This is a genomic window from Streptomyces sp. NPDC059477, from assembly GCF_042749375.1.
In the GTDB taxonomy this organism is placed as follows: domain Bacteria; phylum Actinomycetota; class Actinomycetes; order Streptomycetales; family Streptomycetaceae; genus Streptomyces.
Genome location: NZ_JBHYUG010000029.1, coordinates 36,902 through 49,811, shown reverse-complemented (window position 1 = coordinate 49,811; position 12,910 = coordinate 36,902). Strand labels below are relative to the sequence as shown.

General features: G+C 70.6%; 9 protein-coding genes and 2 pseudogenes. 7 read left to right on the top strand and 4 right to left on the bottom strand.

Going from position 1 to position 12,910, the window contains the following annotated elements:
• Nucleotides 1–270 precede the first annotated feature (270 nt).
• A complete protein-coding gene (locus tag ACFXAZ_RS17190; RefSeq protein WP_384591160.1) occupies nucleotides 271–2,190 on the top strand; it encodes an APC family permease in 1,920 nt (639 codons plus the stop codon).
• 177 nt (nucleotides 2,191–2,367) lie between these two features.
• Entirely contained in the window at nucleotides 2,368–3,510 is a 1,143-nt protein-coding gene (locus ACFXAZ_RS17185; RefSeq protein WP_384591158.1) for a CaiB/BaiF CoA transferase family protein, read from the top strand.
• 179 nt (nucleotides 3,511–3,689) lie between these two features.
• Here ACFXAZ_RS17185 and ACFXAZ_RS17180 read toward each other — a convergent pair whose 3' ends face one another.
• From ACFXAZ_RS17180 to ACFXAZ_RS17170, 3 genes and pseudogenes are all read right to left on the bottom strand, one after another.
• Complete coding sequence (locus tag ACFXAZ_RS17180) at nucleotides 3,690–4,274, bottom strand: short chain dehydrogenase (RefSeq protein ID WP_384591083.1); 585 nt, start codon at nucleotides 4,272–4,274, stop codon at nucleotides 3,690–3,692.
• 78 nt (nucleotides 4,275–4,352) lie between these two features.
• On the bottom strand, nucleotides 4,353–5,519 hold the full coding sequence (locus ACFXAZ_RS17175; RefSeq protein ID WP_384591080.1) for an XdhC family protein: 1,167 nt from the start codon (nucleotides 5,517–5,519) through the stop codon (nucleotides 4,353–4,355).
• 304 nt (nucleotides 5,520–5,823) lie between these two features.
• Nucleotides 5,824–6,159 (bottom strand): annotated as a pseudogene (locus tag ACFXAZ_RS17170) (FAD binding domain-containing protein); the annotation flags it as partial.
• Nucleotides 6,160–6,181: 22 nt separating this feature from the next.
• Here ACFXAZ_RS17170 and ACFXAZ_RS17165 point away from each other — a divergent pair.
• From ACFXAZ_RS17165 to ACFXAZ_RS17155, 3 genes and pseudogenes are all read left to right on the top strand, one after another.
• A pseudogene (locus tag ACFXAZ_RS17165) lies at nucleotides 6,182–6,524 on the top strand (helix-turn-helix domain-containing protein); the annotation flags it as partial.
• A 181-nt stretch (nucleotides 6,525–6,705) separates the two neighbouring features.
• Complete coding sequence (locus ACFXAZ_RS17160) at nucleotides 6,706–8,235, top strand: helix-turn-helix domain-containing protein (RefSeq protein ID WP_384591077.1); 1,530 nt, start codon at nucleotides 6,706–6,708, stop codon at nucleotides 8,233–8,235.
• Nucleotides 8,236–8,654: 419 nt separating this feature from the next.
• Nucleotides 8,655–10,220 carry a hypothetical protein gene (locus ACFXAZ_RS17155; RefSeq protein ID WP_384591074.1) on the top strand — a complete coding sequence of 522 codons (1,566 nt, stop codon included), beginning with the start codon at nucleotides 8,655–8,657 and terminating at the stop codon, nucleotides 10,218–10,220.
• Nucleotides 10,221–10,239: 19 nt separating this feature from the next.
• Here the strand turns inward: ACFXAZ_RS17155 and ACFXAZ_RS17150 are convergent, their stop codons facing one another.
• Nucleotides 10,240–10,713, bottom strand: a complete 474-nt coding sequence (locus ACFXAZ_RS17150) for a MarR family winged helix-turn-helix transcriptional regulator (protein ID WP_384591071.1) — start codon at nucleotides 10,711–10,713, stop codon at nucleotides 10,240–10,242.
• Nucleotides 10,714–10,857: 144 nt separating this feature from the next.
• Here ACFXAZ_RS17150 and ACFXAZ_RS17145 point away from each other — a divergent pair, with 144 nt between their 5' ends.
• Nucleotides 10,858–12,324: an FAD-dependent monooxygenase gene (locus ACFXAZ_RS17145; RefSeq protein ID WP_384591068.1), complete on the top strand. Its 1,467-nt coding sequence runs from the start codon at nucleotides 10,858–10,860 to the stop codon at nucleotides 12,322–12,324.
• A 39-nt stretch (nucleotides 12,325–12,363) separates the two neighbouring features.
• The gene (locus tag ACFXAZ_RS17140) at nucleotides 12,364–12,753 is read left to right on the top strand and encodes a RidA family protein (protein WP_384591065.1); all 390 of its coding nucleotides are present in this window, start codon (nucleotides 12,364–12,366) and stop codon (nucleotides 12,751–12,753) included.
• The last annotated feature ends 157 nt before the right edge of the window (nucleotides 12,754–12,910 follow it).

The following is a 12,910-nucleotide window of genomic DNA, read 5'->3' as shown; positions in this document are numbered from 1 at the left end:
CACCTGGGCCGGGCCTGGGGCCGGGAATCGGCGCCCCCCGAGGCATGGCGCCGGGCGCTGCCCGTCGACCCCGACCTGGGCACGTTCCCTCCGGCGGAACAGCTCCGGCCGGCCCGGTTCGGACGCTTCGTCCCCCTCTCGCCCCTGGGCGCGACCTCGCCGGGCGAGCAGGTCGACACGGAGGACCACTTCTCCGGTCGGGCCGCGGCGTGGGCGCGGAAACTCGTCCTGGGGGCGCCGCTGCGCAGCTCCGCCCTGGTGTCCGAGCGGATGCGCAAGCTCGTGGCCCTGCCCGTGCTGTCCGCCGACGCGCTGTCCTCGGTCGCCTACGGTCCCGAGGCCATGCTGGCGATCCTCGTCCTCGCCGGGACGGCCGGGCTCGCGTACTCGTTCCCCATCTCCGCCGCGATCGTCTTCCTCATCCTGGCGGTCGGCGTGTCGTACCGCCAGACCATCCGCGCCTATCCGCACGGTGGCGGCTCCTACATCGTGGCCAGTGACAACCTCGGCCCGGTGCCCGGCCTGATCGCCGCGGCGGGGCTGATGACCGACTACGTCCTGACCGTCGCGGTGTCGATCGCCTCGGGCGTGGCCGCCGTCACCTCGGCGATCCCCTCGCTGGCCCCCGAGGCCGTGCCCATCGGCGTCGCGGTGATCGTCCTCCTGCTCGCCGGGAACCTGCGCGGCGTCCGGCAGGCGGGGGCCCTTTTCGCCGCTCCCACCTACGCCTTCATCGTCGCCATGTTCGCCCTCATCACCTGGGGACTCGTCCAGTCCGCCGAGCGGGGCTTCGAGCCGCGCCCCACCCCGGTGATCACCGTCACCGAGAGCGCCGGGCTCTACCTGATCATGCGGGCCTTCTCCTCCGGCGCCACGGCGATGACCGGTATCGAGGCCATCTCCAACGCGGTACCGGTCTTCCGGCGCGTCGAGTGGCGCCAGGCCCGTACGACGCTCACCTGGATGGTGGGACTGCTCATCGCGATGTTCGCCGGCATCGTCGCCCTGACCCATCTCACCGGGGTGGTGCCCAGCAGCCGGGAGACCGTGCTCTCCCAGCTCGCCCATCTCAGCTTCGGCTCCGGGTGGCTCTACGTCTTCGTCCAGGCGGCCACCGCGGCCGTCCTGCTGCTCGCCGCGAACACGGCGTACAACGACTTCCCCCGCGTCCTGTCCCTCCTCGCGCGCGACGACTACGCGCCCCGGGGATTCATGCGCCTGGGCGACCGGCTGGCCTACAGCAACGGGATCATCCTGCTCTCCGTGGCCGCCGCCCTGGTCTACGTGGCGTTCGACGGACAGACCGCGGCCCTGATCCCGCTGTACGCGGTCGGCGTCTTTCTCGCCTTCACCTTCTCCCAGGCGGGCATGGTCGTGCACTGGTGGCGCCTGCGCGACCGGCACTGGCGCAAGAGTCTGCTCTTCAACGCCCTGGGCGCCCTGCTGTCGGCCGTGGTGTTCATCACCGCGGGCATCAGCAAGTTCACCTCCGGCGCCTGGGTCGCGATCGTCGCCGTCGGGCTGTTCCTCCTGGTCACCCTGCGCATCCACCGCCACTACACCGACGTCCGCGCCCGCCTCCGGCTACGCCCGCACACCATGGAGCTGCCCGCCCCGGGGGAGATGGGGGTCACAAGGGAGGCGGAGGCAGAGGTGGAGGCGCAGGCGGAGGGAGAGGCGGAGGTGAAGGGCGTGAAGGGGGTGAAGGAGGGGGAGAGCGACGTGAACGGGGAGACCGAGGTGAACGGGGAGTACGAGGTGAACGGGGAGTACGAGGAACTACCCGAGGAGATCCACCACCTGCTCATCGTCCCCCTCGCCACCCTCGACCTCGCCGGTATGCGGGCCCTGGCCTACGCCGCCTCGCTCCGCCGGCCCGTGCTCGCCCTCCACATCAGCCTCACCGACCAGGAGGCCGACCGTCTGCGCGCCTACTGGGCCCTGTGGGGCGACCACCTCCCCCTGGAGATCGTCGTCTCCCCCTACCGGGCGACCGTGGCACCCCTCGCCCACTACATCGAGACCCTGCACCGGCAACACCCCGACCTCACCCTCACGGTGATCCTCCCGGAGATCATCACCCGGCACCGGCGCCACCAGCTCCTGCACAGCCGCACCGCCCCACGGCTGCGACGCGCCCTGCGCCCCCTCACCAAGATCGTCATCACCACCGTGCCCTTCCATGTGTAGGCCGACGGGCCGACCCACCCCCTGCCGGCCGGTCCGAGAACCGAGGGGACCTTGGTTTGTGGTGTCCCGCAGGGGCTGGCGGACGGGACGCCCGAGCTGATACGGATGACCGGACAGGGGCACACCGCGCCTCCGCCAGGGAGCGGCCCGGTGTCCACTACGGAAGGTGACCTGTCGATGGCCAGTTCAGCAGCGGATCCGTCAGCGGCGGAGCCGGGGGCGCTCTCCGGGATCCGGATCGCCGACTTCTCCCGCGTCCTCGCGGGCCCGTTCGCCACGATGATCCTGGCGGATCTGGGCGCCGAGGTCGTGAAGGTGGAGCGGCCCGGCGGCGGTGACGACACCCGCGCCTGGGGGCCGCCGTACGACGCGGCGGGCACGGCGACGTACTTCCTCGCCGCGAACCGGAACAAGACGAGCGTCACGCTCGACCTGACCACGCCCGAGGGCCAGAAGGCCGCGCGGGAGCTGGCCGTCGAGTCCGGGATCGTCGTGGAGAACTTCCGGCCGGGGGTGATGGCCCGCTTCGGGCTCGGCTACGAGGAGCTGCGGGCCGAGCGGCCGGACATCGTCTACTGCTCCATCAGCGCCTTCGGCTCGGGCGCGGGGGCGGCGGTGCCCGGCTACGACCTGATCGTGCAGGCCGTCGGGGGCCTGATGAGCATCACCGGCGACCCCGAGGGCGAGCCGCAGAAGGTGGGCGTGGCCCTGGTCGACGTCCTCGCCGGGCTGTTCACCTGCGTGGGGCTGCTCTCGGCGGTACGGCACCGGGAGCGCACGGGCGTGGGACAACTGGTCGAGGTGAATCTGCTCAGCAGCCTCCTCGCCGCGCTGGCGAACCAGGCCACCGGCTTCACGGCGGGCGGGGTCGTCGCCGCCCGGCTCGGCAACGAGCATCCGTCCATCGCCCCGTACGAGACCCTGCCGACGGAGGACGGACAGCTGGCCCTCGCCGTGGGCAACGACCGGCAGTTCGCGGCGCTGTGCGCGCGGCTGGGGGACCCGGCCCTCGCCCAGGACCCCCGTTTCGTCACGAACACGGACCGGGTCGCCCACCGCCCCGCCCTGCGGGCCGCGCTCACGGCGCGGCTGGCGGGCGGGACCACGGCGCACTGGGCCGACCTGCTGAACCGGGCGGGGGTCCCCGCCGGGCCGGTCAATGACATCGCGGGCGCGTTCGCCCTCGCAGAATCGTTTGGCCTCAACCCCATCGCCCATATCGGTCAGGTCGCGACACCGAGCAACCCGATCGGGATGTCCCGGACACCACCGTCGTACCGACTGCCGCCGCCGGAGCGGCAGGTGGGTGGGGAGGAGTAGGCCGGAGGGGCTCGCCGACTGCCGTCGCCGGGGCCAATTGCCGCCGAGGCCGGGGCACGGCCCACGCACACGGCCCCCGCACACGGCCCCCGCGCACGGCCCACACGCACCGCCCACACGCACGGCCCGCCGACCGGCGTCGGGGCTCGTCGGCTGCTCGGCGGTGCCAGGGCGGCGGCTCACCCCCGCCAGATCCTCCCCTGGCCCGTGCCCTCCACGGCGTCCGCGTACGCGCGGGCCACCTCGGTCACCGGCGTTCCCGCTCCCCCGTCCAGCCCCATCGCCTCCAGCGTCTCCCTGATCCAGCCGGGGCTGATCAGGTTGATGCGCAGTCCGCGGGGGAGTTCGGCGGAGGCGTTGCGTACGAAGCCCTCCAGGCCGGTGTTGACGAGGGCGCCCAGGGAGCCGTGCTCCAGGGGGTCGGTGAAGGTGCCGCCGGTCAGGGTGATGGAGCCGCCGTCGCGCAGGTGCCGTAGCGCGCGGCGGGCGAGGGCGACCTGGCCGAGCAGTTTGCCGCGCACCCCGGCCTCGAAGGCGTCGTCGGTGACCGTCGCCAGGTCGACCAGGGGGCCGCTCGCGGCGCAGCACACCACCGCGTCCAGGGCGGTGACCTGGTCGAACAGGGCGTCCAAGGACGGCGGGTCGGCCAGATCCACGGCGACCGGTCCCCGGCGCGCGGCGCGGACCACCTCGTGAGAAGCCTCCAGGGTGTCCGCCACCGCGCCGCCGATCATGCCCGTCGCCCCGACCACAAGTACCTTCATGGCGCGCAGGGTAGGGGTGGGCGGCCCCGGTCGCGAGCGGATTTCCGGGCGCCCGGTGTCAACGGCGGTGCCTTCCGCTCAGGCCGCCACCGCCTTCGCCCGGCCCGTGCCGGCTATGCCGTTCGGGTCGTCCGTGTCGCGGTGGATCGGGGTTTCCGTGCCGGTCAGCGGGGCGCCCGTGCCGCCGCGGCGGGTGGCGATGATCTCCGCCGCGATGGACAGGGCCGTCTCCTCCGGGGTGCGGGCGCCGAGGTCGAGGCCGATGGGGGAACGCAGGCGGGTCAGTTCGCCGTCGGTCAGGCCCGCCGCGCGCAGGCGGGTGTCACGGTCGGCGTGGGTGCGGCGGGAGCCCATCGCGCCGATGTAGGCGGCGGGCAGCCGCAACGCCTCCACCAGCAGCGGTACATCGAACTTGGCGTCATGGGTGAGGACGCACAGGACCGTGCGGGCGTCGGTGGGGGTACCGCGCAGATAGCGGTGCGGCCAGTCGATCACGATCTCGTCGGCGTCCGGGAAGCGCGTCCGGGTGGCGAAGACCGGGCGGGCGTCGCAGACCGTGACGTGGTAGCCGAGGAACTTGCCCGCGCGGACGAGGGCGGCGGCGAAGTCGATCGCGCCGAAGACGATCATCCGGGGCGGGGGCACGCTCGACTCGACGAACAGGGTGAGTCCGCCGGGGCAGTGCGAGCCGTGCTCCGAGATGTCCACGCTGCCGGTGCGGCCGACCTCCAGCAGGGCGCGGGCCTCGGCCGCCGCGATCCGGTCGAGTTGCCGGGAGAGGCCGAGTCCGCCGTCGTACGTGCCGTCCGGGCGGACCGTCAGGGCCCGGCCCAGCTGTCCGGCCGGGCCGCGGGCCACCCGGACGAAGGCGGCGGCCTCGCCCCGCGCGGCGGCGGCGAGGGCGGTGGCGAACGCCCGGCGGTCCGGGGACGTCGTACGGACCGGGGTGACCAGGACCTCGACGGTGCCGCCGCAGGTGAGGCCGACGGCGAAGGCGTCGTCGTCGCTGTAGCCGAAGGTCTCCCGTAGCGTCCGGCCCTCGCTGAGTGCGCGCTCGCACAGTTCGTAGACCGCGCCCTCGACGCAGCCGCCGGAGACCGAGCCGATCGCGGTGCCCTCGCGGTCGACGGCGAGGGCGCCGCCGGGGCCGCGGGGTGCGCTGCCGCCCACGGACACGACGGTGGCGATGGCGAATTCGCGCCCCTCGGCCACCCAGTGATCCAGTTCACGGGCGATGTCGAACATGCTGGCCTCCGTGCACCTGCCCGTCAGGGCAGGCGGGTCGGGCCTCGGTGTCCCGCTCACCGAGGGTGTGCTGTGTGTGGTCTGAGGAGAACGTTGTTGTCGGTTGTGGGGTTCTCGGGGTGGGGGCCGGAGAGTTGCCGGGTTCAGGAGCCGGGTGCCGGGGCGGGGGCGGGTGGCTGTCCGGCCATCAGGACGCGGTCCGGGCGCAGGGGCAGATCGCGATGGCGAACGCCGGTCGCGTGCCAGGCGGCGTTGGCGATGGCCGCCGCCGTGCCGACGATGCCGATCTCGCCGATGCCCTTGATGCCGACGGGCCGCGTTTGTTGCAGGGGGCGGTGGGGTCGGTGAAGTAGGGGCAGCGGGTGCGCTGGAGGAGGTTGCCGCCGACGGTCGCCATGTTGCGCAGTTGGCCGGAGGCGCCCGCCAGAACGGCCTGGGTGAGGGCGGGGTAGTCGCGGCGCACGTCCGGGTGGGCGGCGAGGTCGCTGTTGGTGACGGTGGCGCCGATCCACAGGGAGCCCTCGGCGGACCGCTCGACGCGGTCCAGCGGCAGCCCGCTGACATCGACGAGATGGGTGCCGCCGCCGAGGTAAAGGGCGCCGGGGACGTCGTGGGCCCGGTCGTAGCCGAACTCCCTCATGGGGGTGCGGGGCGTGCGTCGCCCCCTGAGCGCGATCGCCAAGAAGGCGCGCGTCGGGCAGGGCACCCTCTACCGCCACTTCCCGAACCGCGAGGCGCTCGTCGACGAAGATCGGCCCGGCCGAGGCGATCCGCTGGGCGACGAGCACCCCGGGTGGCGGAACAGCCCCGGGCTCCACGCCCCTCCTCCGCGCGATCGAACTCCTCCTCGAAGCGAACGAGCGGGCCGGGACCGTACGCCCGGGGGTCACGACGGACGACTTCCTCCTGGCGATCGCGGGCCTGTGGCAGATCGACCCGGCGGGCGACTGGGAGCCGAGGGCGGAGCGGTTGCTGGATCTGGTGATGCGCGGTTTGCGGGCCTGAGCGGCAGCGTGCACGATCAATACGACATAGCCCGATTTAGAAGTATCTTTACCCCTCACGCCCCTCCAGGCCGCTTGCGCCCCTTCTCCCACATCTCGCCCCACCAGCCGGGATTGACACCCCTTCACCCGAATGCACCCCCCAGCAGGCGCCATCTCATATCTGAGATAGCCTCAACCTCATGGCAGACGACTACCTCGAACGCATCGGCAGGCTCATCCGTGACGCCCGGCAGCACCGAGGCTGGACACAGGCACAACTCGCGGAAGCGCTCGGCACCAGCCAGAGCGCCGTCAACCGCATCGAGCGCGGCAACCAGAACATCAGCCTTGAGATGATCGCCCGAATCGGTGAGGCGCTGGACAGCGAAATCGTCTCACTGGGCTACGCCGGCCCGATGCATCTGAGGGTCGTCGGCGGCCGTCGGCTCTCCGGCGCGATCGACGTGAAGACCAGCAAGAACGCGTGCGTGGCGCTGCTGTGCGCCTCCCTGCTCAACAAGGGCCGTACGACACTGCGCCGGGTGGCTCGGATCGAGGAGGTCTACCGGCTCCTTGAGGTGCTCAACTCCATCGGCGTGCGCACCCGTTGGATCAATGGCGGGGTGGACCTGGAGATCGTGCCCCCGGCGGACCTGGACATGGACGCGATCGACGCGGACGCGGCCGTGCGGACCCGCTCGATCATCATGTTCTTCGGCCCGCTGCTGCACCGCATGGACCGCTTCAAGCTGCCCTACGCGGGCGGCTGCGACCTCGGCACCCGGACCATCGAGCCGCACATGATCGCGCTGCGCCGGTTCGGCCTGGAGATCGCGGCGACGGAGGGCCAGTACCACGCGCTGGTGGACCGCGCCGTACGCCCGGACCGCCCGATCGTGCTGACCGAGCGCGGCGACACGGTGACCGAGAACGCGCTCCTCGCGGCGGCCCGCCACGACGGCGTGACGACGATCCGCAACGCGTCATCGAACTACATGGTCCAGGACCTGTGCTTCTTCCTGGAGGCGCTGGGCGTGCAGGTGGAGGGCATCGGCACGACGACACTGACCGTCCACGGAGTGCCCACCATCGACGTGGACGTGGACTACTCCCCGTCGGAGGACCCGGTGGAGGCGATGAGCCTGGTGGCCGCGGCGGTCGTCACGGAGTCCGAACTCACCGTCCGCCGGGTCCCCATCGAGTTCCTGGAGATCGAGCTGGCGGTCCTGGAGGAGATGGGCCTCGACCACGACCGCAGCCCCGAGTACGTCGCCGACAACGGCCGCACCCGGCTGGTGGACCTGACCGTCCGCCCCTCCAAGCTCGAAGCCCCGATCGACAAGATCCACCCGATGCCGTTCCCCGGCCTCAACATCGACAACGTCCCCTTCTTCGCCGCGATCGCGGCCGTGGCCCAGGGCAAGACCCTCATCCACGACTGGGTCTACGACAACCGCGCCATCTACCTCACCGACCTCAACCGCCTCGGTGGCCGCCTCCAGCTCCTCGACCCCCATCGCGTCCTGGTCGAGGGCCCCACCCGCTGGCGCGCCGCCGAGATGATGTGCCCCCCGGCCCTGCGCCCGGCCGTCGTCGTCCTCCTCGCCATGATGGCCGCGGACGGCACATCGGTACTGCGCAATGTGTACGTCATCAACCGGGGGTACGAGGATCTGGCGGAGCGGCTGAATTCGATCGGGGCGCAGATCGAGATCTTCCGGGATATCTGACGCATGGACGCCGTCGCACTCCGTCCGTCCTGCGAGATCGCAAGTCGGGCGGGGTGCGGCTGTGTTCGGGGGATGCGGGGGTGTCCGTCCCTGAGGGCTTCTCCGGGACTTGTCCGGTAGTTTCTCCGGGACTTGTTCGGTGGCAGGTCCGGGACTTGTCCGGTGGCAGGTCCGGGACTTGACTTGTCCGGTGGCAGGTCCGGGAATTCGGGGAAGACGCCCAATTGCTGTGAACAGGAAGGGCGATTCAGCGGGCTGACATTCCCACCGGACCATGCCGGCTTCAATGCCCCCGGCCGCGTGTTGGCTTCAATGCCCCAGAATCATGTGGTTGTATCGCGACAGCGAAGGAGACGCGACGGCAACGTTCGATGTCGGGCGACGGCGGACATCTGTTCACAGTAAAGGAATACGTTCTCGTGAAAGATGGCGACGAAAATACGGGTGCGGAAAGATCACTCGGCGGTCTGAACCGACGACGCCTTCTTCAAGGGACAGCGGGCACCTTCGGTGCCGTTCTGGCGTCCACCGGCGTCTACCAGCTGATCGACACCATGGCGAAACCACCGGACCGGCCCACGGTCGCCGACACCCAGCCCGGCCAGGAACAGTACATCCTGCAGAACGAGCAGGTGGTCATGGTCGATGGCACGGGGGTGAAGAGCAGCAAGGGCACGATCGCGGTCCGGGTGCCTGCCCTGCACGACCATGTCATCACCGCACGGCTGAACGTGTCGGCGAACGCCAAGGCGTTGCGGGAGGCACAGCATCATCTTGAGGCCGCCCTCCTCGATGTGGAACGCCAATTCCCGTCCACTCCCGCAGGCGTGGGCACCACGGTGGCCTGGGGACTGCCTTACTTCCAGCACTACATTCCGACCCTGGGCAGGACATCGGGCTTCTTCAAGGCGGGAACGTCCTACCCAGCGTATCTGCCGGTCGATTTGGTGACCTCCAAATCGGCGGGCAGTACCGTGTACGCGCTGCAAGAGGCCAGGACGTTCCCCAGCGACCAGCCCCCGCCCGGATTCGGGCCGGTCCGGCTGGAACAGAATGACGTGGCCGTGCTGCTCCGCAGTGATTCGCTCGCCAATATCAAGGCAGCCTCCAACATCCTTTTCGGGTCCGGAAGCAACCAGGCGGGGGACCTGTTCAAGGTGACGAGTATCCGCCAGGGTTTCTCCGGGGGCGGTTTCTACGGGCAGCAGGGCCTGCCGAGCAAGCTGGCGCTGGCGGCCGATATCCCCGGCGCACAGTCGATCCCTCGACAGGCTCAGGGTTTCCTCGGCTTCGCCACCACCCTGGACTCGAACATGGGCCCCGGCATCATCGCCAATCTGGAGACCCTGCCCGGCTACACCGATCAGTGGCCCAACGGTTACTTCAAACAGGGCACCACCATGCATCTCTCGCACCTGTTCCAAGATCTGGTGACCTGGTACGAGCAGAATTTCCCTCAGTACGCGGATCGTGTCACGGCGATGCTCCAGCCCGGTCTCTCGCCCGCGCCCGCTCCGGGTACCCTCGCCCTCCAACCGCCAGGTCAAAGTGAGGCCGAAGTGGCGCGCGGGGTCGAGCGGTACCGCTCCTACGGGCACACGGGGAGCATGTCGGAGGTGGACAGCACGACATCGGCGATGACCAGCAATTACGGGAAGGCGTATCCCTCGGGGACGACCATCCCGGTGCGCGGCGATTTCGACACGCTGGACAATCCGTTCCACTACACCTCAGATCCGGTGGCGGATCACTACAGCGAGCGTCCGGCGGCCGGGTTGCACTTCATTCAGTTCCAGCCGACGATCGGACTCTTCAATCTCGTTCGGCTCTCGATGGACGGCCACTATGCCGACCGGACACTCCCTGTCGCGCCGCGCAGCCCCCACGCCGGCATCAACTCCGTCCTGCAGACGACCCACCGGCAGAACTATCTGGTGCCACCGCGCCGCCATCGCTCCTTCCCGCTCGCCGAGTTCCTGGTCTGACACGAGCCGCGGGCCGCGCTCAGGCGCCGCCCTCGGTGTCCCCCTCCACCGCGGCCACGATGCGGCCCAGGAGGTCCCCGAGCGTCTTCGTCTCGTCCGCGTCCAGCGGGCCGAAGAACAGCTGCCGCACGATGTCCACATGACCGGGCGCGGCTCCCTCGACGGTCTCCCTGCCTTTCGCGGTCAGGCGCACCATCGAGCCACGGGCGTCGTCCGCACACGCTTCCCGTACGACCAGGCCGCGCTTCTCCATACGGCTGATCTGATGGGACAGCCGGCTGCGCTCCCAGTCGACCCACGCGCCGAGTTCACGGGCCCGCAGGACGCCGTCCTCGGACTCCGACAACGGGGCGAGCAGAGCGTAGTCGGCGGCCGAGATACCGGAATCCCGCTGCAACTGCTGGTCCTGGGCCCGCTGAAGGCCGCGGCCCAGCCGGCGGTACATCGCCCAGATCTCGGCCTCGCGCGGGGTGAGCCATCGCGGTTCGGACATATGCCGAAACTATCACATTGTTGATGTGTCAATAAAGAGGCGAAGGCGCTCCGCGAACTGTTGACGTGACCGGCACCCGCTGATACCAATGGCGCCACTTGTTCAGTGACCAAATCCTGATCCTGGTGCGAGAGGTGGTCACCCATGGTTGACGTCACGATTGTCGGAGCGGGTCCGGTCGGGCTCTGGGCCGCGGGTGAGCTGGCGCGGCGGAACATCGAAGTCGTCGTGCTGGAAAAGCTCGACCGCCCTTCCCCGCACTCGAAGGCACTCACGATCCATCCGCGCACCCTGGAGGTTCTCGGCCAGCGCGGGATAGTCGGGGAAGCGATCGGGGCGGGGATCCAGCTCCCGAGCGGCCACTTCGCCAACCTCGACCAGCGGATGGACTTCCGCCCGCTCGACACGCCCTACCCCTTCACGCTGCTGTACCCGCAGGAGGACACCGAGATCCTGCTCGAACGGACGGCTCGCGAGCTGGGCGCCGTCATTCGCCGCGGGCACGAAGTCCTCGGCGTCGAGGACAACGGCAGTCTGGTGAGCACGCGGGTGCGCGGCGACGGCTCGACGTACGTCATCGAGTCCGGCTATCTGATCGGCGCCGACGGGGCGCGCAGTCTCGTACGGCACGCGGCCGGGATCGCGTTCGAGGGCACGAGTTCCTCGCACTGGGGATTCCTCGGCGATGTGGTCCTCGACGAACCGCCCGGCGTGCCGGTCTACAGCAAGGCCGACGAGCACGGGGGCTTGATGGTGGTCCCGCTGCCGAAGGACGGGCTGTACCGGATCGTCGGCGGCTCGCCGCTCCTCGCCGAGAACAATGAGCTGACGTTCGAGCAGTTCCGGGCCGCGGTCGTGGATGTCGCGGGCACCGACTTCGGCATGCGCGATCCGGTCTGGCTCTCGCGCTACGGGGACGCGGCGAAGATCGCGGCGTCCTACCGGGCGGGCCGCGTCTTCCTGGCGGGCGACGCGGCGCACATCCATCTGCCGGCGGGTGGCGTCGGCATGAACGTGGGCATCCAGGACGCGGCCAACCTCGCCTGGCGGCTCGCGGACGTCATCGAGGGCCGCGCGCCCGAGTCGTATCTCGACCGGTACGACGCCGAGCGCCGTCCGGTCGGGCTGGATCTGCTCCTCGCCACGCGCGCGCAGGCCGCGCTGCGCTCGTACACGACCGACGGTCTGGCGCTGCGCGCGCTGCTGGCGGAACTGATCGCGACCGTCCCGGAGTTCTCCAGGGCCCTCGCGGAGCGGCTGTCCGGTTTCGCCGTGCGGTACGCCCTGCCGGGGCATCCGCTCGCGGGGTCCCGGGCGCCGGACCTTCCCCTCGCCGGGGCGGAGGCCGGTCTGTTCGACGCGCTGCGCGAGGCGCGGCCGGTGGTCGTCGCGGCTCCCGGGGTCGCCGACGGGACGACGGCCGCACAGCTCCACCACCACGACATCGCCGTACGGACCCTCGCCCGCCAGGAGCGCGGCGCGTGGGCGGGCGTCACCGCGGCGCTGATCCGCCCCGATGGATATGTGGCCTGGGCCACCGAGGCCGACGAGCGCCGGGCGCATCCCGAACTCCTGGACGCCGCCGCCCGGTTGCGGCCGGGGACCCGGTAGCGGACCCGGCAAGCACGCAACGACAGGAGAGAAATCGACATGACCGTCCGTCGTCTCGACCCGGACACCCTGCACCGGATCCCGGACCGGATCAGCCAGATCGTGGTGAGCGGGTCGCTGGCCTTCGTGTCCGGGCAGGTCGCCTGGGACGCCCAGGGGAACATCGTCGGTGCGACCCACCGCGAGCAGACCGAGCAGATCAGCAGGAACCTCCAGCACGTCCTCGATGAACTCGGGGTCGGCCCGGAGGCGATCGTCAGCGAGACGATCTTCGTCGTGGGTCATACGCCGGAACTGTCCGCCGTGATCGTGCCCACCCTCCGGGCCAACGGCGCACCGCCGCCCGCGAGCACGTACATCGGCGTCGAAGCCCTGTACGCGCCGGAGGTCCTCGTCGAGGTGAACGCGGTGATCGATCTGGACGCCTAGGGCCCCGGGCCGGGACCGACGGCGTTCTCGGGAGTCCTGGCGACCGATCGCGCTCTCGATCGTGCCGCGGGGGGGGGCCCCCCCCCCCCGCGGCGCCGGCCAACACCAACCAAAGACACAAACGGGGGATAGTATTGGGGCCCGGGCGGCGGGGCGA

What these genes read in the sequence shown, in the direction of transcription:
- ACFXAZ_RS17190 (WP_384591160.1), top strand. Translation starts at nt 271, where the DNA reads ATGCGCAAGCTCGTGGCCCTGCCCGTGCTGTCCGCCGACGCGCTGTCC.
- ACFXAZ_RS17185 (WP_384591158.1), top strand. Translation starts at nt 2,368, where the DNA reads ATGGCCAGTTCAGCAGCGGATCCGTCAGCGGCGGAGCCGGGGGCGCTC.
- ACFXAZ_RS17180 (WP_384591083.1), bottom strand. Translation starts at nt 4,274, where the DNA reads ATGAAGGTACTTGTGGTCGGGGCGACGGGCATGATCGGCGGCGCGGTG.
- ACFXAZ_RS17175 (WP_384591080.1), bottom strand. Translation starts at nt 5,519, where the DNA reads ATGTTCGACATCGCCCGTGAACTGGATCACTGGGTGGCCGAGGGGCGC.
- ACFXAZ_RS17160 (WP_384591077.1), top strand. Translation starts at nt 6,706, where the DNA reads ATGGCAGACGACTACCTCGAACGCATCGGCAGGCTCATCCGTGACGCC.
- ACFXAZ_RS17150 (WP_384591071.1), bottom strand. Translation starts at nt 10,713, where the DNA reads ATGTCCGAACCGCGATGGCTCACCCCGCGCGAGGCCGAGATCTGGGCG.
- ACFXAZ_RS17145 (WP_384591068.1), top strand. Translation starts at nt 10,858, where the DNA reads ATGGTTGACGTCACGATTGTCGGAGCGGGTCCGGTCGGGCTCTGGGCC.
- ACFXAZ_RS17140 (WP_384591065.1), top strand. Translation starts at nt 12,364, where the DNA reads ATGACCGTCCGTCGTCTCGACCCGGACACCCTGCACCGGATCCCGGAC.